23 protein-coding genes, 3 tRNA genes and 1 pseudogene are annotated in these 21,487 nt (G+C 61.4%); 14 read left to right on the top strand and 13 right to left on the bottom strand.

Annotated elements, in window-relative coordinates; genetic code table 11:
• Positions 1–77, bottom strand: a pseudogene (locus FJ950_RS11635) (elongation factor Tu); the annotation flags it as partial.
• Between the two features lie 293 nt (positions 78–370).
• Between FJ950_RS11635 and FJ950_RS11640 the strand changes: the two are divergent.
• Positions 371–1,258, top strand: coding sequence for a DMT family transporter (locus FJ950_RS11640; protein ID WP_140616905.1), 888 nt, complete (start codon positions 371–373; stop codon positions 1,256–1,258).
• 109 nt (positions 1,259–1,367) lie between these two features.
• On the opposite strand, the gene FJ950_RS11645 is transcribed toward FJ950_RS11640, so the two are convergent.
• The gene (locus tag FJ950_RS11645; RefSeq protein ID WP_015318000.1) at positions 1,368–1,625 is read right to left on the bottom strand and encodes a GlsB/YeaQ/YmgE family stress response membrane protein; all 258 of its coding nucleotides are present in this window, start codon (positions 1,623–1,625) and stop codon (positions 1,368–1,370) included.
• 131 nt (positions 1,626–1,756) lie between these two features.
• On the opposite strand from FJ950_RS11645, the gene FJ950_RS11650 reads away from it, so the two are divergent.
• A complete protein-coding gene (locus tag FJ950_RS11650) occupies positions 1,757–2,221 on the top strand; it encodes a YidB family protein (protein WP_015318001.1) in 465 nt (154 codons plus the stop codon).
• A 78-nt stretch (positions 2,222–2,299) separates the two neighbouring features.
• On the opposite strand, the gene FJ950_RS11655 is transcribed toward FJ950_RS11650, so the two are convergent.
• Together FJ950_RS11655 and FJ950_RS11660 are read right to left on the bottom strand one after the other, a co-directional pair.
• A tRNA-Gly gene (locus FJ950_RS11655) sits at positions 2,300–2,373 on the bottom strand.
• An 88-nt stretch (positions 2,374–2,461) separates the two neighbouring features.
• Positions 2,462–2,546: transfer RNA gene (locus FJ950_RS11660), tRNA-Tyr, on the bottom strand.
• A gap of 200 nt (positions 2,547–2,746) precedes the next feature.
• Here FJ950_RS11660 and FJ950_RS11665 point away from each other — a divergent pair.
• Positions 2,747–3,595 carry an RNA methyltransferase gene (locus tag FJ950_RS11665; RefSeq protein WP_140616906.1) on the top strand — a complete coding sequence of 283 codons (849 nt, stop codon included), beginning with the start codon at positions 2,747–2,749 and terminating at the stop codon, positions 3,593–3,595.
• Positions 3,596–3,715: 120 nt separating this feature from the next.
• On the opposite strand, the gene FJ950_RS11670 is transcribed toward FJ950_RS11665, so the two are convergent.
• The 3 genes from FJ950_RS11670 to gcl form a co-directional block, all read right to left on the bottom strand.
• Positions 3,716–4,627 (bottom strand): 2-hydroxy-3-oxopropionate reductase, encoded by a 912-nt coding sequence (locus FJ950_RS11670; protein ID WP_140616907.1) that lies wholly within the window; start codon positions 4,625–4,627, stop codon positions 3,716–3,718.
• Positions 4,628–4,716: 89 nt separating this feature from the next.
• Positions 4,717–5,514, bottom strand: a complete 798-nt coding sequence (otnI, locus tag FJ950_RS11675) for a 2-oxo-tetronate isomerase (RefSeq protein WP_140616908.1) — start codon at positions 5,512–5,514, stop codon at positions 4,717–4,719.
• A 171-nt stretch (positions 5,515–5,685) separates the two neighbouring features.
• Positions 5,686–7,467 (bottom strand): glyoxylate carboligase, encoded by a 1,782-nt coding sequence (gene gcl / locus FJ950_RS11680; protein ID WP_140616909.1) that lies wholly within the window; start codon positions 7,465–7,467, stop codon positions 5,686–5,688.
• A 208-nt stretch (positions 7,468–7,675) separates the two neighbouring features.
• Here gcl and bhcR point away from each other — a divergent pair, with 208 nt between their 5' ends.
• Entirely contained in the window at positions 7,676–8,497 is an 822-nt protein-coding gene (gene bhcR, locus FJ950_RS11685; RefSeq protein ID WP_023773060.1) for an HTH-type transcriptional regulator BhcR, read from the top strand.
• Between the two features lie 101 nt (positions 8,498–8,598).
• Positions 8,599–9,015 carry a hypothetical protein gene (locus tag FJ950_RS11690; RefSeq protein ID WP_140616910.1) on the top strand — a complete coding sequence of 139 codons (417 nt, stop codon included), beginning with the start codon at positions 8,599–8,601 and terminating at the stop codon, positions 9,013–9,015.
• A 67-nt stretch (positions 9,016–9,082) separates the two neighbouring features.
• Here the strand turns inward: FJ950_RS11690 and FJ950_RS11695 are convergent, their stop codons facing one another.
• The 3 genes from FJ950_RS11695 to FJ950_RS11705 form a co-directional block, all read right to left on the bottom strand.
• Positions 9,083–9,388 (bottom strand): BA14K family protein, encoded by a 306-nt coding sequence (locus FJ950_RS11695; RefSeq protein ID WP_041163844.1) that lies wholly within the window; start codon positions 9,386–9,388, stop codon positions 9,083–9,085.
• A 291-nt stretch (positions 9,389–9,679) separates the two neighbouring features.
• Positions 9,680–9,904 (bottom strand): hypothetical protein, encoded by a 225-nt coding sequence (locus tag FJ950_RS11700; protein WP_015318009.1) that lies wholly within the window; start codon positions 9,902–9,904, stop codon positions 9,680–9,682.
• 186 nt (positions 9,905–10,090) lie between these two features.
• Positions 10,091–10,258, bottom strand: coding sequence for a hypothetical protein (locus FJ950_RS11705; RefSeq protein WP_015318010.1), 168 nt, complete (start codon positions 10,256–10,258; stop codon positions 10,091–10,093).
• Positions 10,259–10,414: 156 nt separating this feature from the next.
• On the opposite strand from FJ950_RS11705, the gene FJ950_RS11710 reads away from it, so the two are divergent.
• A tRNA-Thr gene (locus FJ950_RS11710) sits at positions 10,415–10,490 on the top strand.
• Positions 10,491–10,595: 105 nt separating this feature from the next.
• Here FJ950_RS11710 and FJ950_RS29770 read toward each other — a convergent pair.
• Positions 10,596–10,922: a DUF2569 family protein gene (locus FJ950_RS29770; protein WP_348641166.1), complete on the bottom strand. Its 327-nt coding sequence runs from the start codon at positions 10,920–10,922 to the stop codon at positions 10,596–10,598.
• Positions 10,923–11,290: 368 nt separating this feature from the next.
• Positions 11,291–11,905, bottom strand: coding sequence for a TetR/AcrR family transcriptional regulator (locus FJ950_RS11720; RefSeq protein ID WP_140616911.1), 615 nt, complete (start codon positions 11,903–11,905; stop codon positions 11,291–11,293).
• Between the two features lie 91 nt (positions 11,906–11,996).
• Here FJ950_RS11720 and FJ950_RS11725 point away from each other — a divergent pair, with 91 nt between their 5' ends.
• From FJ950_RS11725 to FJ950_RS11745, 5 genes are read left to right on the top strand one after another with little or no spacing between them, the layout of a single operon-like run.
• A complete protein-coding gene (locus FJ950_RS11725) occupies positions 11,997–13,082 on the top strand; it encodes a spermidine/putrescine ABC transporter substrate-binding protein (protein WP_140616912.1) in 1,086 nt (361 codons plus the stop codon).
• Positions 13,083–13,094: 12 nt separating this feature from the next.
• On the top strand, positions 13,095–13,955 hold the full coding sequence (locus FJ950_RS11730) for an ABC transporter permease (RefSeq protein WP_140616913.1): 861 nt from the start codon (positions 13,095–13,097) through the stop codon (positions 13,953–13,955).
• A 2-nt stretch (positions 13,956–13,957) separates the two neighbouring features.
• On the top strand, positions 13,958–14,740 hold the full coding sequence (locus FJ950_RS11735; protein ID WP_015318015.1) for an ABC transporter permease: 783 nt from the start codon (positions 13,958–13,960) through the stop codon (positions 14,738–14,740).
• Positions 14,737–15,801, top strand: coding sequence for an ABC transporter ATP-binding protein (locus FJ950_RS11740; RefSeq protein ID WP_140616914.1), 1,065 nt, complete (start codon positions 14,737–14,739; stop codon positions 15,799–15,801). The genes FJ950_RS11735 and FJ950_RS11740 overlap by 4 nt, the downstream gene beginning before the upstream one ends.
• Positions 15,802–15,803: 2 nt before the next feature.
• Positions 15,804–16,565 (top strand): MBL fold metallo-hydrolase, encoded by a 762-nt coding sequence (locus FJ950_RS11745; RefSeq protein ID WP_140616915.1) that lies wholly within the window; start codon positions 15,804–15,806, stop codon positions 16,563–16,565.
• 138 nt (positions 16,566–16,703) lie between these two features.
• Here FJ950_RS11745 and FJ950_RS11750 read toward each other — a convergent pair whose 3' ends face one another.
• Positions 16,704–17,627 (bottom strand): hypothetical protein, encoded by a 924-nt coding sequence (locus FJ950_RS11750; RefSeq protein WP_140616916.1) that lies wholly within the window; start codon positions 17,625–17,627, stop codon positions 16,704–16,706.
• Between the two features lie 284 nt (positions 17,628–17,911).
• Here FJ950_RS11750 and FJ950_RS11755 point away from each other — a divergent pair, with 284 nt between their 5' ends.
• The 3 genes from FJ950_RS11755 (at position 17,912) to FJ950_RS11770 (ending at position 21,429) form a co-directional block, all read left to right on the top strand.
• Positions 17,912–18,796, top strand: a complete 885-nt coding sequence (locus FJ950_RS11755; protein ID WP_140616917.1) for a hypothetical protein — start codon at positions 17,912–17,914, stop codon at positions 18,794–18,796.
• Between the two features lie 15 nt (positions 18,797–18,811).
• The gene (gene glf / locus FJ950_RS11760; RefSeq protein WP_181171179.1) at positions 18,812–19,996 is read left to right on the top strand and encodes a UDP-galactopyranose mutase; all 1,185 of its coding nucleotides are present in this window, start codon (positions 18,812–18,814) and stop codon (positions 19,994–19,996) included.
• Between the two features lie 659 nt (positions 19,997–20,655).
• Positions 20,656–21,429, top strand: a complete 774-nt coding sequence (locus FJ950_RS11770; protein WP_041163462.1) for an NAD kinase — start codon at positions 20,656–20,658, stop codon at positions 21,427–21,429.
• The last annotated feature ends 58 nt before the right edge of the window (positions 21,430–21,487 follow it).

Consider the following 21,487-nt stretch of genomic DNA (forward strand, 5'->3'; position numbering starts at 1 on the left):
GTCTTGCCATGGTCGACGTGACCAATCGTGCCGATGTTCACATGAGGCTTGGTGCGCTCGAATTTACCTTTTGCCATAGTCTCTTTCCTTGGACGGCCTGGACCTTCAGTTCAGTCGAATGCGGGGCGATTAGCGACAAAGGCCAAAAAACACAAGCGTCTTTTGCCCGGGCGCCATCTCACTCGGCCAGAACCCATGATCCGATTGCGGGGATGTGGCGCTGATATGGGGATCCGTCTTTGAAAATGGAATGGGCGAAAACCGAGGGAGCAAAGCGAGGATTGCTCGGGTCTCCACGTCAGTCGCTGTCGGATTTATCGGCGGTTCATGGCCCATTGCGGCGGCGATCCGCGTCTGATTTCCTGCGCCGATGTATTTCATCCCGACTGCCGTTCGCGGCCCGCTGTTCATGATCGTCTCGACCGGGTCCTATCTGGTCAACGACACGATGATGAAGCTCGCCACGTCGGGTTTGCCCTCCTACGAAGTGCTCTTCCTGCGCGGTGCCGCGGCAACGCTGTGGGGCCTTCCGCTGTTGTTTGCGCTCGGCTACGGCAAGCAAATCCCGCTGATCTTCGACAGGCGGGTGCTGCGCAGGAACCTCCTCGAACTGGCGGCGATCCTCTGTTACGTCGTCGCGCTCGCCAACATGCAGATCGCCGATTCCACCGCGTTGGGGCAGATCACGCCGCTGCTGATGCTGGTCGGCTCCTCGATCCTGTTTGGCGAGCGTATCGGCGGCCAACGCATGGCGCTGATCGGGCTGGGCTTCATCGGCGCGCTGATGGTGGCGCAGCCCACCATGCAAGGCATTTCGATCTATGCCTTGCTGGCGCTCGGCAACGCGACGTTCGCCGCCGCGCGCGATCTGGCCGGCCGCAAGATCGCCGCCGAAGTGCCAGGAATGATCGTGGCGATCTCGGCGGTCGTCGTGGTCCTGATCGGCGCAGGCGCCGCGCACCTGGTTTCCGAGCGCTGGGTGGCGCCGGAGGCGCACCACCTGATGCTGATGGCGGGAGCCGGTTTCTTCCTGATCTTCGGCCACTTCTTCATCTTCATGGCCTATCGCGTCGGGCCGACCGGCGCGGTGGCGCCGTTCTATTACTGCTTCACGGTCTGGGCCGTCATTTCGGGGCTGCTGGTGTTCGGGCAATTCCCCAATGCACTGGCGGTCTGCGGCATCCTGCTGGTTGTCGCCAGCGGGCTGACCATCGTGTCGCTGGACCAGCGCAAGCGTCGGCTGGCCGTGGTCGCCTGATCCGCGGCGGCGCACCGGCATAATAGCTTCCGACACCGTGAGCGCGGTCAGCACCGACGGCGGATCATCGCAATTCAGAATTCGGCAGCCGATAATCTGCCGATCGCGTCTAGATGGTCCGCTTGCCAGCGAACTGATGATAGGCCCACAACACCACGACGGCACCCACGACGGCGACGATCAGGCTATAGATGTTGAGGCCGGTCACACCCGAAGCACCGAAGGCGCTGAAGATCAGCCCGCCGACAATGGCGCCGACAATGCCGAGCACGATATCCATGATCATGCCCTGACCGGTCTTGTTGACGATCTTACTGCCAATGAACCCGGCAATGACGCCGAGAATGATCCAGCTGATGATACCCATTTTTTCCTCTCCATTCCTCCGCCAACCGGACATTTTCATATGATTGTCAAAAGCTCAAGCCAGCTTGAAATTCCCCCCGAATGCGCCATTGTTGAAGACGGGCTGGGCTTGGTTGAAATGGAGGATCCACTATGGGACTTTTTGACAACGCCGTTCCCGGCGGCAATATCACCAAACCGCTGATGATCGCGCTCGGTGCGCTGCTGGTTGGGAAGATGCTGAGCGGCAGAAGCGCCGAACAGCCGGACCAGGCTCAGGCGCCGGCGCCCGCCGATCCCACGCCTGTCGGAACCGCGTCCGGTGACGGTGGGCTGCTCGGCGGACTGGGCGGGCTGCTCGACAAGCTCAAGAACGCCGGCCATGGCAATGTCGCCGACTCCTGGGTCGGCACCGGGCAGAACCAGTCAATCGGGGCCAATGAGTTGGGCAACGCGATCGGACCGCAGGTCATTCGCGAGATCGCCCAAAGGACGGGGCTCGACGAGCAGGAGCTGCTCAAGCAGCTATCGGCCGCCTTGCCCGGCATCGTCGACAAGCTGACCCCGAACGGCCAGGTACCGCAACAGCACCAGGTCGCCTCCGCCTTCAACAGCTGACGCGGCGCCCACCAATGCCTGAAGCGCTGCGCGCCTGCCGCGCAGTGTTTCGGCTTGCCGGTTGTAAAGTTGAAAATCTGGAGCGGGTAGCGGGAATCGAACCCGCATATTCAGCTTGGAAGGCTGCTGCTCTACCACTGAGCTATACCCGCACCTGGCACTGAAGTACCGGATTCACCCGAAAAGCGCCATGCCTTTTCGGTCCGATGCTTTATACGTTTCAGGCTTCCGGGCCGGCAGTGGTGGAGAGGGTTGGATTCGAACCAACGTAAGCTAAGCTAACGGATTTACAGTCCGTCCCCTTTAACCACTCGGGCACCTCTCCAGTCTGCCGCCGGAGCCATGCAACGAGGCATTCTTGCCGATCCGGACCCGAGATAGATGTCTTCTCCGAAACCAGCGAAGCGCCTTATGGCGGCAAGGCCATTGGGTGTCAACCGCGCGGCCACGGTTTTTCGATGTTGTTCGCCGGCTGCGGCGACAGGGCATATCCTTGGCCGGAGGAGACGGCTATAGAAGCCGGCCATGAGCAACAATTCCAACACCCCCAAAGACACCCATTACGCCAAGCTGCGCCGCGCCTTTCGCGACGAGAAGAGCGGCGGCGCGCCGGCGTTCAAGCCACGGCAACCAGTGCCACCAGGCGAAAACGCAGCCGACGGGCTGGTGCGACTCTATGGCCTGCATACGGTGCGCGCGGCACTCGACAATCCGCGCCGCCGGATCAAGAAAATGCTGGTGACGCGCAATGCGGCCGAACGGCTCGAGATCGCCGATCTCGCCGCCCTGCCCTTCAAGGCTGAACTGGTCGAACCCAGGGACATCGACAAGATTACCGGATCGGACGCTGTGCACCAGGGGGTGCTGATCGAGGCCGAGCCGCTGAAGCCCAAGCGCCTCGACGCACTTGGCGACACAAGGCTGGTGCTAGTGCTCGACCAGGTCACCGACCCGCACAATGTCGGCGCCATCCTGCGTTCGGCGGTCGCTTTCGGCGCTGGCGCGCTGATCACCACGGCGCGCCACAGCCCGCAGGAATCAGGCGTGCTGGCAAAATCCGCCTCCGGTGCGCTTGAGCATATCGACCCGGTCGAGGTGAAGAACCTCGCCGATGCGCTCGGCCAGTTGCACGAAGCGGGCTTCCAGACCATCGGGCTCGATTCGGACGGGCCGGCTGAGCTCGAAACCAGCTTTGCTGGCGACAGGATCGCTTTGGTGCTCGGCGCCGAGGGCAAGGGCCTGCGGCAGAAGACGCGCGAGACGGTGACGACGCTGGCCAGGCTCGACATGCCCGGCGCCATCCGCTCGCTCAATGTGTCGAACGCGGCGGCGGTGAGCCTTTATGCGGCGCGGGCATTTCTGAAGCGCGGCTGACTGGAAGCGGCAAGCCTCCCGCCAGAAATCAAAACGGGTCCCGGCGATGCTTGCCGGAACCCGTTGCTGGGTTAAGACGGAAGTTGACGGCCTGGGAACGTTACGCCGCCCTCTTCCGACCTATGCCGCTTTGATTTCTCTTGCCTCCTTGCCGATTTCGAAATTCGCCATCCGCTCCAGCGCCCTCACCAGCGCGGAATGATCTTCCTTCGCGCCGCCATTGGCGGCGCAGGAATTGAACAGTTGCTGGGCGGTCGAGGTGTTGGGCAGCGACACACCAAGCGCCTTCGCACCCTCCAGCGCCAGGTTGAGATCCTTCTGGTGCAGTTCGATGCGAAAGCCCGGCGCGAAGGTGCGCTTGACCATGCGCTCGCCATGTACTTCGAGAATGCGCGAGGCGGCCAGCCCGCCCATCAGCGCCTGCCTGACCTTGGCTGGGTCGGCCCCAGCTTTTGAGGCAAAAACAAGCGCTTCGGCGACCGCTTCAATGGTCAGCGCGACGACGATCTGGTTGGCGACCTTGGTGGTCTGGCCGACACCATTGGGTCCGACCAAAGTGATGTTCTTGCCCATTTTCTCGAACACGGGTTTTGCGCGCTCGAAGGCCGGTTCCTCACCACCGACCATGATGGTAAGCGAAGCCGCCCTGGCGCCGACCTCGCCGCCGGAAACCGGCGCGTCGAGATAGTCGCAACCGAGATCGTTGATCCTTTTCGCGAAGTCCTTTGTCTCGATCGGCGAGATCGAACTCATGTCGATCACCAGCTTGCCCTTGGCCAGGCCGGACGCGACTCCGTTGTCGCCGAACAGCACATCGGCCACCTGCGGTGTGTCGGGAACCATCAGGATGATGATCTCGGCGGCCCTCGCGACGGCGGCATGGCCGGCGACCGACTTCAGACCCTTGGCGACGAGATCGGCCGGCGGTTTTGAGCGGTGGTCGCTGGCGATGACGCTGTAGCCGGCCGCCAGCAGATGCCCCGCCATCGGCGCGCCCATGATGCCCAGCCCGATGAAGCCGATGGTTTCCATTGCTTCTCTCCGTTTTTTGTCAGATCGGGTTCCTTCACGCCCAGAGGGGGCGCAACAGAACGCGACCTGAATTGCAAGATTCTTGACAGCTAAGCGGCAGCACTTCCCTGCCCGGTCAGTTCCCTGAACCACCCCAGACCGGCCTCCGTCCCTGCCTTCGGCTTGTACTCCGCGCCAATCCAGCCGGCATAACCGATCTGGTCGATATGTTCGTAGAGGAAGGGATAGTTGATCTCGCCCGTCCCCGGCTCGTGACGGCCGGGATTGTCCGCAAGCTGGATATGCGCGATGCGGCCGAGGTTTGCCTCGATCTTGCGGGCGAGATCCCCCTCCATGATCTGCATGTGGTAGATGTCATATTGCAGGAACAGGTTCTTCGAGCCGACGCGGTCGATCAGCGCCAGCGCCTGGTCGGAGTAGTTGAGGAAGAAGCCCGGGATATCGCGGGTGTTGATCGGCTCGATCAGCAGCTTGATGCCGGCTTGGTCGAGTTTCTCCGCCGCGAAAGCCAGGTTCTCGGCAAAGACATCCTCCAGCACCTTGCGGTCGACGTTGGCTGGCGCGATGCCGGCCAGGCAGTTGACCTGCCCGCAGCCAAGTGCCTGCGCGTAGGCGATCGCCTTGGCAATGCCTTGGCGGAATTCCGGCACGCGGTCCGGCAGCACGGCGATGCCACGCTCGCCCTTCGCCCAGTCGCCGGCGGGCAGATTGAACAGCACTTGTGTCAGGCCGTTCTTCTTCAGCCTCGCGGCGACCACCTCGGGCGCATGATCGTAAGGGCCGATATATTCGACCCCCTTGAAGCCGGCGCGGGCGGCGGCATCGAAACGGTCGAGGAAATCATGCTCGCCAAAGAGCATCGACAGATTGGCTGAAAAACGCGGCATTCTTTTTTCTCCTTTTCTTGCCTGGAACCAAAGCCGTGTTGAGTTCAGGTCAGGCCGAGTCGGAAATCGTGGTTTCCGAGAACCGGAGCGGAGCGTACTTTTCGTACATGAGCACCGGAAGCGCAGGAAGCCACCGTTTGCAGGCCGGCCTCACCTGAATATCAGCATGGCTTAGTCCAGCATCACGATCGCGGTGGGCGCGTCTTCCTGATGTTCGGCAAGGTCTTCGAATTCGGTGATCTTGTCGATCTCGGTCCCCATCGAGATGTTGGTGACCCGTTCGAGAATGAATTCGAGCACGACCGGAACCTGGTGTTCCTTCAGCAACCGCTGCGCTTGCTTGAAGGCGCCGGCGAATTCCTCCGGCTTGCGCACCCTGACTGCCTTGCAGCCCATTGCCTCGGCGACGGCGACATGGTCGACGCCATAGCCCGCCTCCGGATCGTCGGCCCGGTTGATGTTCTCGAAGGCAAGGCTGACTTCATAGTCCATAGAAAAGCCGCGCTGCGCCTGGCGGATGAGGCCGAGATAGGCATTGTTCACGACGACGTGGATATAGGGCAGCTTGTGCTGCGCACCGACCGCCAGTTCCTCGATCATGAACTGGAAGTCGTAGTCGCCCGACAGCGCCACTATGGTGCGCTCGGGATCGGCGGCGCGCACGCCGAGTGCGGCCGGCAAGGTCCAACCGAGCGGGCCGGCCTGGCCGCAATTGATCCAGTTGCGCGGCTTGTAGACATGCAGGAACTGAGCGCCGGCGATTTGCGACAGGCCGATGGTGGTGACATAGGTGACGTCACGCCCGAACGCCTTGTTCATCTCCTCGTAGACACGCTGCGGCTTCAGCGGCACCTGTTCGAAGTGGGTTTTGCGCTTCATCGTCTTCTTGCGGCCCTGGCATTCCCTGGCCCAGCCCGACCAATCGCGCAGCCTGCCCGCCGTCTTCCACTCGGTGGCGACGTCGAGCAGCATCTTCAGTGCAGCGCCGGCATCCGAAACGACGCCGAGATCGGGGGCGAAGACACGGCCGATCTGTGTGGGCTCGATGTCGACATGGATGAATTTCTTGCCCTTGGTGTAGACGTCCACCGAACCGGTGTGACGGTTGGCCCAGCGGTTGCCGATGCCGAAGACGAAATCGGCTTCCAGCATGGTGGCGTTGCCGTACCGGTGCGAGGTCTGCAGCCCGCACATGCCGGCCATCAGCCGGTGGTCGTCAGGAATCGCGCCCCAGCCCATCAGCGTCGGAATGACCGGAACGCCCGTGATCTCGGCAAACTCGATCAACAGGTCGGACGCGTCGGCATTGATGATGCCGCCGCCGGCAACGATCAGCGGCTTCTCGGCCGCGTTGAGCATCGCCAGCGCCTTTTCGGCCTGGGCGCGCGTCATCGCCGGCTTGAATGGCGTCAGCGGCTCATAGGCATCGATGTCGAACTCGATCTCGGCCAGTTGGACGTCGACCGGCAGGTCGATCAGCACCGGACCCGGCCGCGACGAGCGCATCAAATGGAACGCTTTTTGCAGCGCCATCGGCACCAGATAGGGCTCCATCACCGTCACCGCCCATTTGGCGACGGGCGCAGCGATCGCGGCGATGTCGACAGCCTGGAAATCCTCCTTGTTCAGCCGCGCGCGCGGCGCCTGGCCGGTGATGCACAGGATCGGAATGGAATCGGCCGCGGCCGAATAGAGCCCGGTGATCATATCGGTGCCGGCCGGCCCCGATGTGCCGATGCAGAGGCCGATATTGCCCGCCTTGGCTCGGGTATAGCCTTCGGCCATATGCGAGGCGCCCTCGACGTGGCGGGCAAGGACATGGCGGATCGTGCCCCTCGCCTTCAATGCCGAGTACAGCGGATTGATCGCCGCACCCGGCACGCCGAAGGCACAGGACATGCCTTCCTTTTCGAGAACGAGAACAGCGGCATCGACAGCGCGCATCCTGGCCATTTCCAGCCTCCACGAGATGATTGTTGGATGGCTAAGGATGTCATCGGGCGGGCGCTTTTTCAATTTTTTCAGAATATTTTTTCATTTCTAATAAACGGCTCTTACCAACTGATTTTGTTTCCTTTTCTCTTTTCCAGGATTTGCACCGAGAATTTCACGAAAAACTTTTTCATTGCATCTTGGGAGAAACGGGCGAGAATGCCAGCCCATGGAAACGAGCGAAAAACGTCAGCGTGGCCGCCCGCGCGCCTTCAATGGTCCGGCCGAAGCTGCCTCGGTGCAGTCGCTCGACCGGGCCTTGCGTATCCTGGCCATTGTCGCCGAAGGCAGCGGCCTGTCGCTGAGCGAGATATCGGCGCAGAGCGGGCTTGCCGCCTCCACCGCCTACCGCATGCTGACGACACTCGAAAACCACGGCATGGTCGAGTTCGATACATCGGACCAGCTCTGGTCGATCGGCGTCGAGACCTACCGCATGGGCGCGGCGTTCCTGCGCCGCCGCAAGCTGGTCGACCGCGCCCGTATCGTCATGCAGGAACTGATGGAGAAGACCGGCGAGACCGCCAATCTCGGCGTCGCGGAAGACGATTGCGTGGTCTTCGTCAACCAGGTCGAGACGCACCAGGCGATCCGCGCCTTCTTCCGGCCGGGCACGCGCAGCCCTTTCCATGCCTCGGGAATCGGCAAGGCGGTGCTGGCGCATCTCGAACCGGAGCGCGTCGGAACCATCCTGCGCAAGGCGGGCCTGCAGCGCTATACGGACAAGACCCTTTCCGACATCTCCGCCCTCGCACACGATCTGGCCGTCATCAAGCATCGCGGCTGGTCGGTCGACGATGAGGAGCGCCATCCCGGCATGCGATGCGTGGCCGCCGCCATCTTCAACGAGTATGGCGAGCCGATCGGTGGCGTTTCCGTGTCCGGGCCGACGGTGCGGGTCACGCCCGAGCGGCTGGCCGAGATCGGCCCGCTGGTGCGCGACGCGGCGGCCGAAGTGACGAAAATGATCGGCGGCTCGAAGGCAGGCTGATCAAGGGATAGACCAGACGCGCCGAAAATCGCTGCATGCCGCCGGCTGCATGGGATTTGACCGTCTTGCCGTCGCGTTCGAATGCATGCGAAAGGGCGCGCATGAGGAAAGTGGTTCAGCTTCTGCTTGCCGTTTCGCTGTGCGGATGTGTGGCGGCGGCACCACGACCCGATACCGGCGACCAGCGGGTCAATCCCATCCCGATCTCGCTCGCGCTGGAGGAGATCATCACGGCCGGTATCCGCCAGCGGCTGCCGGATTCAGCCTCCGCCAGGTTCGGAACCATGTTAGCAGGCGAGCGAATGCTTGATGGCCGCCAGGAGATCGTGGTTTGCGGCACCGTCAATGCCTCGTCCGGCGTCGGCGACAAGCCATTCATCGCCAAGGTCTACCCGGACGCCGCAAGCCACTTCGAACTGGTCGCGATGGGCGACGAGACCGAGGCTGCCCGGCTTCAGATTGGCGGCACCTGCCGCGCGGCCGGTCTGCCGATCCTCGACCCGAAGATGCACCTCTAGAAAGACGGTCTTCAAACGACGAAGAGGGGCTGCCTCGCAACCCCTCTTTCCAGTCGCCCGCCGCCACTCAGAGCCGGCAGTAATGGCTGTAGCCGTCACGGCCGATATAGGTGTCGGAGTCCGGATCGTAGCTGGAGTAGCGATCGAAGCAGCGGCGGACGTGCCAGGAACCGCCATCTTCATCGACATAGACGGTGCGCGGCTGCTGCTGGGCAAGCAGGCTGCCGAGAACGAAACCGCCGACGCCGGCGGCGATGCCGATGCCGAGGCCGTGGTGATGCGAGTGGGCAGCAGAGGGCTGGACGGTGCCGACCAAAGCGGTGGCGGCGACGGTGGTGGCGATGAGGCCGGAAACGAGTGTGCGCTTGAACATGATGATCTCCTTGCTTCGTTTGGAGAGGCGAGCCATCCGCCTCTTGATGATCTGTCGTTGCGGCAAGGAAAAAGGTTCGACGGGGTTTTGATTTTTTTCGAAGAGCAGGAATTCGCTGGCTGAAAAGGCGTGGCGACCCTCGCCGACGTTGATCATCCATTCCGGCACTTCAGGCACCTTGCGCCGATCGGTCATCGTCCGTGACGGCGACTGGAAGCGCCGCGTTCGATGAGAAAAGGGCGGCCGAAGCCGCCCTTTGCTGGAGGTTTCAATCAAGCCGCCAGGCTGCGCTCAGTAGAGGATGATGTGGCGGTGGTGGTGATGACGATGATGGTGATGGCCATAGACCCACCAGTAATCCGGATAGTCCGGGTAATCCTGGTAGTAGAGGTAGTCGTCGAAATGACGATGATGATGATGCATGCCGTGAGCCGACGAAGACTGAACGGTGCCGGCGAGCGCGCCGGTTGCAACGACGATGGCGACGATGCTGGAAACGAAACTGCGCTTGAACATGATGATCTCCTGGATCTCTGATCGAGGCGACCATTCGCCTCTGAGGATCAGTCGGCGCGCCGCGGCGAAAGGTTCGACAGATCTGGAGATTTTTTTGGCGCACTGTTGGCGAAACTGAGTAGGCAGCACCGGCTCGCGCCATGACCGGCAGCAATTGCTCACCACTCCCCACTCCCCACTCCCCACTCAGCCCATGCCGGTGATATGCCGAAGCCAGAAGGCGAGCGCGATAAAGCCGATGAAGGTGGTGACGCCTGTCCAGTCGACATTGGCCTTCTTCACATCGCTGATGAGCTTCACCAGCAGCATCCACGCCACGACGACGATAGGGAGAATGATGACAAGCCTGATCATGCGACACTCCGTTCAGCGCATTGCACTTACCCTGATGTAGGAAGCGCGTTCGCGGATTTCAGCATGCGGACGCGTGGGCATCCTCCACCACGGCTGATGCCCAAAAACGGAGTTTTGTCTTTACTGGCGCAACAAATATGCTAACCGGAGCGCCGTGCCCTTGTAGCTCAGCTGGTAGAGCAGCGGTTTTGTAAACCGAAGGTCGGCGGTTCGATTCCGTCCGGGGGCACCACCCTACGCTCTTCGAGCTCCGGGTGGCAGGCCACCCCAAGCCCGTAGGGACGCAGGAGTGTCCTCCGAAAACCCCCTTGTAGGGCGATTACGTCGCCACCCCCCTTTACGAAGCGCTCGCGATTTGGGCCGACACGTTCGTCCTGGTGAACGTATTCCTCACCCTCACAGACTTATAGACATAAGCGGCCCAGATGCCGGTCACCACAAACCAAGCCATGGGGGCCGCCAGCGCGTTGCCAGCGAGCACCTTGTTTACCGGAACGCCCAGGATTGACGAAATCCAGATCGTATCCAGGATAAACACAACAGGAATCGCAAACCATTGGCAGAGAAACAATTGCGGGAATCGACGGCTTCGCCGCAGCATTGAAACCAGCACCACCAGCTGAAGCGCCAGAAATGCCAGATTGAGGGCAACCTCGCCATACACAGCCAGAGAGCCGTTTGGGAGGTCATGAGTTGCTGGTAGCCGTCGGCGGAATTGCCGAAATCGGCGAGCGTGCGCAGCGGTGACAATGTCTGACCGATAGCCAGCAGCATCAGCCAGCCACCGAAGCCCACAAGTGACTCAGGATTCTGCGACGGCTTCGCGGCTGACCGGACAGCAAAGAAAACAGGCACGCCGATCAGCAGCAGCACGATCGCCCAATGCCAGATGGAAAACGTCCCCATTTACCTTCCCCCTTTTTATACCCCTATAAGTTGTAGCAGATTTCAAACTCAACTCAAGAGCCAATCATCGCGTAAGACGCCGTCCGATGCCGAAGCGACAACTTCTCCTGCCTGCTCCTGACGCCCTCACACTCCGATCGCCGCCACCAATATCCGGTTCTGCCGCCGTATCGCGGCCCTCAACTCCGGTATCCTGGCTTCATCCCGCTTCACGAATTCGATGAACATCATGTTCATGTTGTTGAAGATCAATTCGCCGAGTGCCGTGCCGTCGATATCCTGCCGCACTAGGCCGATCTCCTGAAGGCGGGCGATCAGCGCGCGGATCTGTTCGGTGAGCGAGCGGTCGAGGCCAGTATAAGCCTGGCCGAACGGGCTGTCGGGCAGTTGCGTCGAGATCGCCATCGCCTGCCGCCACATCTCCTTGCTGAGATAGTGCAGCGAGTGCTCGATATAGATGCCGATCAGCGTGTCCAAGGCGTCGCCGACATTGGCGGGCGGCCGGGCGACCACGCCGCGCCCGGCATTGAGCACCTCGTCGACTTCCATCGAGACGATGGCGCCGAGAATATCGCCTTTGTTCTGGTAGTAATTGTAGATGGTGCCGATCGAGACTTCGGCTTGCGCGGCGATCGTCTCGATCTTGGCGCCCTCATACCCGGCCTCGCGGAAAAGCGCCGCCGCCGCCTCGATGATACGCCGGTGGCGATCCGCCTTTTGCCTTGCCCGCAATCCGCTCATATCAGCCTCTTGTCACAAAAACAGAATTGACTCAATTTTAGAATTGGTTCAGTTTTTTGCAAGAAGCCACAAAGGCAAGGGAGAACACTCGATGTCCGTCAAATCCGGCAATCCGCTTTCCGTCCTGAAGCGCCAGATGCACGCTGCATGTGCCGCCACGGCATTGCTGCTTGCGGCGGGCAGCCTCGCCGAAGCCGCCGATCTCAACGCGCTGATCTGGTGCGACCATTCCGATCCGGCGCTGCTGCAGCCTTTCGAGGAGGCCAACAACGTCAAGGTCAACGTCAAGGAATTCGAAGGCACCGGGGCTGGGCTGGCCATCGTCGAGCAGTCGCAGCCCGGCGACTGGGATGTGATGGTGATCGATAGCATCGACGTGCCGCGCGGCGTCGAGAAAGGCCTGTTCGAGCCGCTGCCGGAAGACAAGCTGCCGTTCGCCGATCTCTTCCCGCAGGTGAAGATGGACGGCTCGACCATTGTCGGCGGCAAGCGCTACGGCATCACCGAAAAGTTCGGTTACAACACGATCGGCTTCAACAAGACAAAGGTCGATCCGGCGGACATGCAATCCTTGGCGTCGCTGACATCAGACAAGTACAAGGGCAAGGTCGCCATCTACGATTATTATCTCCCCGTCATCGGCATGGCGGCATTGGCCATCGGCAAGAAGACGGCCGATCTCACGGAAGCCGACCTGCCCGCGCTCAAGGAAGAGCTGCTCAAGATGAAGGCCAATGCCAAGCTGGTCGGTGAAGTCACCGCCAGCCAGACGGCGCTGGCGACCGGCGAGGTCGACATATTGGTCGGCGGCGGCGAATGGGTGACGGCAGGGCTGGCCAAGGAAAACCCGGCGCTGGACTTTTCCATTCCAAAAGAAGGTGCGGTGCTGTGGTCGCAGTCGCTCGCCATGTTCAAGGATTCCAGGAACAAGGACATGGCGCTGAAATTCATCCAGTACATACTGAGCCCCGAGGGCCAGGCACGGCTCGCCACCTCGTCCTGTTACTGGGGCATGCCGTCCAACACCAAGGCCGCATTGACCGACGACCAGAAAAAGGTCCTGCGCTTCGACGAGCAGCCCGGCTTCCTCGCCCGTGCGCAGGCCTATCCGGCGCCGAGCGCCGACCTCGACAAGAAGATGCAGGATATGTGGACCGAAATGCTGCAGGCCAAGTGAGCCGATACGCTGATGAGCGCCGCGGGAAACAGTGAGGGCGCGCGGACAGGCCGTGCCCTTCCCTGGGCGCTGGTCACACCGGCACTTGGCTGGACGCTTCTCTTCTTCGTGCTGCCCTTCGTCGCCATGGGGCTTTCGAGCTTCACCGCGCAGGAGGGCGGCGGGGGCACCCTGTCCAACTACAGCCAATTCTTCACCAACCCCGCCTACTGGCAGGCGATGGTGAACTCGCTGCAGGTCACCGCCATCGTCACCGTGGTTTCCGTGCTGCTTGCCTATCCCTTCGCCTGGATTCTGGCCGAACAGGTTCCTGAACGCTGGCAGCGGCTGGCGCTGATGCTGGCCGTGCTGCCGTTCTGGACCTCCTATGTCGTGCGCTCCTACTCCTGGCTGCTGGTGCTGGCGCAGAACGGCGTCATCAACCGGGCACTGACTGGCATTGGCGTGGTCTCCGAACCGCTGCAGCTCGCCAATACGCGCCTGGCCACCGTCACAGGCTTCGTGCATTTCTTCGTCATGCTTTTGACGCTGACCATCTTCGCCAATCTGAAGCAGCTCAGCCCCAGTTACCGCAAGGCCGCCGCCGATCTCGGCGCCGGACCGGTGCGCACCTTCCTGCATGTCATCCTGCCATTGACCTTGCCCGGCATCATGGTCGGCGCTTTTCTCACTTTCGTGCTGTGCATCGGCGACTACATCACGCCGCAGATCCTCGGCGGGAACAACGAGCTTCTGATGCCGCAGCTGGTGATGATGCAGATCGGCCGGCGCGGCGATTTTCCATTGGCCTCGGCGCTGTCGATCATCCTGATGGCGGTCGTGACCATCGCCTATCTCGCCTGCGCCCGCTGGCTAAAGATCGAGCGGACCTGATCATGCGCAGCATTGGCCGCATCGCTTCCTGGATTTACGCGCTTGCCGTCTACGGCTTCATCTTCCTGCCGGTCGTCGTGCTGGTGCTGTTCTCGCTGCAGTCGACGTCCTTCCCCATCCCCCCGTTCACAGGCCCATCGCTGCGCTGGTACGAGGCGGTTCTTTCCGATAACCGGCTGACTTCGGCGCTGGCCAATTCGCTGCTGGTCGCGGTTCTTTCCTCGGCCGCAGCCGTCATGCTCGGCTTCCTGTCGGCCTGGGGGTTCGCGCGCTTCGTCCTGCCAGGCTCGGGCCTGCTGCGCGGTTTGATCACCTTGCCGCTCACCGTCAGCTATCTCATCATCGGCATGGGGCTGCTGGTGCTGTTCAACTGGGCCGGCGTGCCGAAATCTCTGCTTGCCGCCGGGATCGGCCATGTAGTGATCAACCTGCCGCTGTGCTTCGCCATCATCTACAGCCAGTTAGGCGACCACCAGATCAACATCGAGCGCGCCGCGCGCGACCTCGGCGCGCCGGAATGGAAGGTGCTGCTGTTGATCACCGTGCCAGTCATGGCGCCGGCCATTTTCGCCGGCTTCTTCCTGTCGATGACGTTCTCCTGGGACGAGTTCGTGATCTCCTTCCTGCTGACGCGCTTCGATACCACGCTGCCGGTGGAAATCTGGAACCTGCTGCGCTCCGGCCTCAACCCCAAGACCAATGCGGTCGGTTCGCTGGTCTTTGCCGTCTCGATCGTGCTGGTGGTGTTCTTCGAACTGACCTTGCTGCGGAGGAAACCGGCATGAACGCGCCCCTGGTCGATATCCGCGACATCTCGCACCGCTTCGGCCAGCATCCCGTGCTGAAGAACGTCTCGCTGACGATAGCGGCCGGCAGCTATACGATCCTGCTTGGACCATCCGGTTCCGGCAAGACGACGCTGCTCTCCATTCTCGGCGGTTTCGTCAATCCGAGCGAAGGCAAGGTTCTCATCCGCGGCCAGGACTGCACCTCGGTGCCGCCGGCCAAACGCCCGACGACGACGGTGTTCCAGGATTATGCGCTGTTCCCGCATATGAGCGTCGGCGGCAATGTCGGTTTTGGGCTGCGCATGCAAGGTGTCGACGGAGCGACGCGGGCGGCAAAAGCGCGCGATGCGCTGGCCCTGGTGGGCCTCGCCGCCGCCTTCGACAAGAAGCCGCACCAGCTTTCCGGCGGCCAGCGCCAACGCGTGGCGCTGGCGCGCGCCCTGGTGATCGAGCCGGCGGTGCTTCTGCTCGACGAGCCGCTCGGGGCGCTCGACCTGAAACTGCGCCGCCAGATGCAGGACGAACTGAAGGCGATCCAGAAGCGGGTCGGCACCGCCTTCATCCATGTCACTCACGACCAGGAAGAAGCGATGGCGCTGGCCGACCATTGCGTGGTGATGAATGACGGCCGCATCGAGGACGAGGGGCCGCCCGAGCGCGTCTATGCGAGGCCGGCGACGCGTTTTTCCGCGACCTTCATGGGCGAGAGCACGATCCTTGCCGGCACTGTCATCGAGACCAGTGACAGGACGAGCACCGTCACGACACCGGTCGGACCGGTTTCCTTATCCAGTGCCTTGCCGTTGGGGTCTACTGCCGCACTGGCGATACGCCCTGAGCACCTTGTGCTTGGCGCTGCGTCGGCTGGCACGAAGCTCGGCGAGGCTGATGTGAGCGACGTCGTTTTCCAGGGCAGTTTCAAGCGCGTGCTGGCGACCTCCGTCGAAGAGCCTTCCCTGCGGTTCATCGCCAAGCTGCCGGCGACCTCCATCGTCCATGCGGGCGACAGGGTCGCGATTTCCTGTGATACCGACCAGATCATCCTGCTGACGGATTGAACATGAGCACGCTTGCGGTCATCGACGCACCGGACTGGTACGAAACAATCCGCATGGCCGACGGCATCACGCTGATCCACGAGCCATGGATAAAACCGTTCTTCCGCTGCAATATGTGGCATGTGCGCGGACGCGACCGCGATCTCCTGTTCGACACCGGCCTCGGTCATTTCAGCCTGCGCGCCCATGTGTCCCTGGTGAGCGAGCGCAAGCTGACCTGCGTTGCCAGCCACACGCATTTCGACCATATCGGCTGCCACCATGAATTTTCCGATCGCTGCGTGCATTCGGCCGAAGCGGCAATCCTGGCCGATCCGCGCAACGAATGGACCGCTGCCGGCACCTATGCGACAGAAGAAATGTTCGATGGCATGCCGCGGGGCTGGGACACGGCGTGCTATCGCATCCAGCCCGCGCCGGCCGACCGTATGCTCGCGCATGGCGACATCATCGATCTCGGCGACCGGGCCTTCGAGGTCGTCCACACGCCAGGCCATTCGCCGGGCGGCATTGCGCTCTACGAGAAGAAGACCGGCATCCTGCTGTCCGGCGACATCATCTATGATGGCCCGCTGATCGATGATGTCTACCACTCGGACATACCAGATTACATGGCGACGCTGCTCGCCATGCGCGATCTCGACGTCTCGGTCGTCCATGGCGGCCATTTCCCGAGCTTCGGCAAGGTGCGCTACCGCCAGTTGATCGACGAATATCTCGAACAGAAACGTCAGGCCGGCTGCCATCTGCGGCAGCGCCCTTGAGGGCTGAGTTACGGCATCAAGTCGAAATGGCGTGGGAAGGCCTGGGGGCGGCACGAGCCCGTCACCCCCCTTCGCAGTGCGCTGGTGGTGACACAGTGGGCGACCGGCTCGCGACACGAACCGGCCGTAGCCAGTGCGTCACTCGGGAGTGGGTGCCGGAAGCGAGATTGTATAGCGCGGTGGCGCCGATCCCCTGCGGCGTCTCCTCCATTGCCTCAGCTGCTCCCTCCAGCCGACTGGCGGTTTTTCGTAGACTGGGGGAGCCAGGCCGGCGAGCTCATAATAACCTTCGAGAATGTTGGTGCGCAGTAACTGGCGTTCCTGTGTATAGAAGCTGAAATGCGCGACGAGCAGGTCACCGAAAATCTTGCCCGGCCGGTCCAGCTTGGCCGGAAGCGTCGCCGACAACCACTCTTCCTCGTCGCCGCGCGGTTGAAAGTGCTCTCCGAGATCGACAATGTCCGATCCGAAAAAACCGATTGCGTTGATCGAAAAGCGTGACAGCCTGATCTCCCGGTCCGGCACGCGAAAATCCTGGAGCCGATTGGAGCGCACAGCTTCAATGAACACCGGGTGTAGGGCCTGCGGAAAGGTCGCATGCGCCCAGGAGAATTCGCATGACGCCTGACAGGTAAGCGGGCCATCCACCCGCACCCTGGAAAGCTGCTTGATCAGCGAATTGCAGATTGCGTTGTTGACGATCAACGGGGCGTACCAGATGGCCGATCCCCTTTCGGCCATGACCCTTGCCATGAATTTTCGAAAGAAGCCGTCCTCGACAAAAATTACATCGTCGTCGAGGCGTAGGTAGAAAGCACCGGGATCGTCGCAAAAGCGATAGAAATCGCCGATGACGTTGATCCCGCCATCGGCATGTGGAAGCCGCTTGATCTTGCAACGCGGATCGGAGGCCGCCAATCTTTGTAGATAGGCCCGGTCAGCCTCGTTGCGACAGTTGTCCCAGAGGTGCCACTCATGCACATCGAGGTTTTTCAAAACATGATGGCCAAGCAGACGCAGATATTTCTCACGACCGGCCGGGGTGACAACGATCAGTTTCATAGAATTCCTGGTTCCTGTAAAATCAGAGTCCCGTATATAAGCGAATCTTGATTATCAGAACGCTCGTTCGGGCAATAGCTGTTGACATGACAGGCCCCTGCCCCATTGGATTCGCCTCAAAACACGACGAATCGTCATGACGTTTAAATACACCCGTTATGCCGGCAAGACATCGTGCTCAGGTAACGCCAGGAGATCTTCCTCATGCCCTTCGCATTCAACTTGCTTTCGTGTAGGGCTCGCCGAGGACCCGGATTGAGGGTATGAGTGTCGGAAGCAGGACTTTGACGAACACCACACACCGCAATCTCGTGATAGTCAGGGCAGGCGACAAATCTCTCCATCGTGGATGGGGGGCGGACGATCCCAATTGTGAATTTGATTTGATCGTCAGCTACTTCGGAAGTGATCCATCTGCGTTTCGGCTGCCGCTTGAAAACCGAGTCGACTACAAGGGCGGCAAATGGGATGGCATCCATGCTCTGCTGAGCCAACAGCCCGAACTTCTTGACCGCTACCAGTATGTCTGGCTGCCGGACGACGATCTGGAAGCAGACCGGGCGACCATCGAGGCGATGTTCGCCAACATGCGCCGGCTTGGCCTCCATATCGGCCAGCCGTCACTGACGCTGGACAGCTATTATTCCCACCTCCCGTTCCTCCACTGCAGGAGCTTCGAGTTTCGCCTGGTAGACACGATCGAGATCATGGCCCCCTGCCTGAGAGCCGATGTAGCGGCCAAGATGCTGCCTCTGTTCAAACACTCCATGAGCGGTTTTGGTCTGGACTTGTTGTGGACCAGGCTTGCCGAAGAAAACCGTGGAACATCTGCCGTGTTCGACGCCTTGCCGGTCCGCCACACCCGGCCGGTGGGAGCTCACCTGAAAACAGCGATGCTCGAGTCAGGAAGAACGCCCGACAAGGAATATCGCCAATTGGCGTCGCAATATGGATTTGGCGAGCTTTTTCCATTGTCCTATGAGGCCGTCGATCGAAAAGGCCGGCGCTGGCGGTCGAAGTCCATGATCGGCCTGCGTATGGTGGCCGATTATCTCTTGGACAGGAAAGCCTTTCGCCAGGCGAATCGATTGATGGAATTGTTATGGCGCCTTCTGCGCAGGCAGTATTCCAAGTCCGTCGACCTGTCCCAAATAATTCTCAAGCCCTAAGGTTCGGATACGCGAATGGACAGGACCCTGCTGGGCAAGGCCGAAATCCTCATTGTCGGCGCTGGTTTTTACGGTGCAACGCTTGCCGAGCGCATCGCCACGCAACTCGGGCGACGCGTGCTGGTAATCGACCGGCGCCGGCACATCGGCGGCAATGCCTACACCGAACAAGATCCTGTCACCGGTGTGGAGATCCATCGCTACGGACCGCATCTGTTCCATACATCCAACGAGGAGGTCTGGAATTACCTGCGTGCCTTCACCGGTTTTACCGCCTATCGCCATCGTGCATTCTCGACATATCGCGACAAGGTCTATCCGCTGCCGATCAACCTTGCCACGATGTCCCAGTTCTTCGGCAGGCGGCTAAGTCCGGACGAGGCACGCGACATGATTGCCGAGCAGGCGACGGAAGTTGGCGACCGTCCGCCGGCCAATCTTGAGGAGAAGGCGATCTCCCTGGTCGGCCGCCCTCTCTACGAGGCCTTGATCAAGGGTTACACCGCCAAGCAATGGCAGACGGATCCGCGCGAACTGCCGGCGCAGATCATCGCGCGCCTGCCAGTTCGCTACACATTCGAGGACGGCTATTTCAACGACCGGTTCCAGGGCCAGCCTGTGGACGGCTACACGGCGATCTTCGAAAAGATGCTGGCGCAGGAGCTTATCGAAACACGGCTTGGCATCGACTTCTTCGACATCAAGTCCTTGCTGCCGAAGGACCTGCCGGTCGTCTACACCGGGCCGATCGACCGCTACTTCGACTATAGCGAAGGCGAACTCGGCTGGCGAACCATTGATATCGATCTGGAGGTCATGGACACGCCGGACCATCAGGGCACGGCGATCATGAACTACGCGGACGAGGCCGTGCCTTATACCCGCGTGGTCGAATTCCGGCATTTCAACCCGGAGCGCCAGCACGGGAGCGCCAAGACGCTCATCGGCCGTGAGTATTCCCGTTTCGCAGGCCGCGCCGACGAGCCTTATTATCCGATCGACACGCGCAGGGATCAGGCGGTCTATCGCCGCTATCTCGACCGGGCGGGTGCGGAGAAAAACCTGCACCTCGGGGGACGGTTGGGAACCTACCGCTATCTCGATATGCATCAGGCGATCGGCGCCGCCCTTAAGGTCTTCGAAACCGTGCTCGAGCCCTATTTCGCCGGTCGGCTCGATTCCGTCTCGCGTTCGACATGACGGGCCGGGTTCTGAAGCCGCAAATCTCCGGTTTTCAGGTCGTCGCCGCCGATTTGCCATCGGCGGCTATCCGCTTCCTGAACCATTCGAAAGTACGCCGGATCCCCTGGTGCGGATCGATGCGGTGTTTGACCTATAGCGCCCTTTGCGGGCAAGGCATGCCGGCGGCATCGCCGCAACGCGACGCCGTGGGGATCGGCCTGGCGCTCGTTTCTTCCGACTGGCGCACCAGTTCTGCGAAGACAAGCGCGAAACTTCCCAACATGAGAAAGACGATGATCAGGCGTGCTACCGGCAATATGTCGGCCTCGTCTGGCTGGCGCATATCCCCTGGCATCGAGAACCGCGGGTTCATGCACGCATATCTGAACTGCCGCAGCGTCCTTTGCGTCCCGAAGTGGCAAGGTAGTGCTGCGGGCGCCCCACGCCACCCCATGCCGGCTAACATGATCGACCCGGCTTTACGAGAGCTTAAGCCCTGCCTTAACCATCACATTCGCTCGCGCCGTGACATCAACCGCGACCGGCTGGTGCGCCGGTCCTGCCGCACCCTCGCCTCACGGGCTGACAGAGGCTCTCTTTGCAGACGTGCCTGCCCCATGCTACCCCGGCGCTGGCGCCAGAACCTGCCGGCGCCAATCGGTCGCGATCGGGGAGCCATGAGCACAGCCACCAACAGCATCGCCTTCGTCTCGTCCGACACAGCAGACGCCAAGGCGGCGCTGGATAGCCTGTCGGCGCGCTATGGCCAATGTTCGGTCGCCGAGGCGACCGTCGTGGTGGCGCTGGGCGGCGACGGCTTTCTGCTGCAAACATTGCGCGACACGATGGGTACGGGAAAAAAGGTCTACGGCATGAACCGTGGCACCATCGGCTTCCTGATGAACGAATACCGGTCCGGGGGGCTCACCGAGCGCATCGCGGCGGCGGTCGCCGAAACGATCCGCCCGCTGGAGATGCTGGCAACCACCTCGGATGGCGAACACGTCACGGCACTGGCGATCAACGAAGTGGCGCTGTGGCGCCAATCCTACCAGACGGCCAAGATCCGCATCAGCATCGATGACCAAATACGGCTCGAGGAACTGAACTGCGACGGCGTCATGATCGCGACGCCGGCCGGATCGACCGCGTATAATCTTTCCGCGCACGGCCCGATCCTGCCTCTCGACGCGCCGCTTTTGGCGCTCACGCCGGTCAGCCCGTTTCGTCCGCGACGCTGGCGCGGCGCATTGCTTTCCAACAAGGCGACCGTGCGCTTCGACATTCTGGAGTCGGAAAAGCGGCCGGTGAACGCGGCCGCCGACCACACGGAGGTCAAAGCGGTGACCTCGGTCACGGTGCGGGAATCGCCAACGGCGACCGCGACTTTGCTGTTCGATCCCAACCACTCCTGGAACGAACGCATCCTGGCCGAACAGTTCCGTTACTGAGCCGGCACAGTGACAGGAGGCCGGATTAAGCATCGCGATTAAGCTTACAACTTCACAA

This window comes from Mesorhizobium sp. B2-3-14 (genome assembly GCF_006442175.1).
GTDB lineage: Bacteria > Pseudomonadota > Alphaproteobacteria > Rhizobiales > Rhizobiaceae > Mesorhizobium > Mesorhizobium australicum.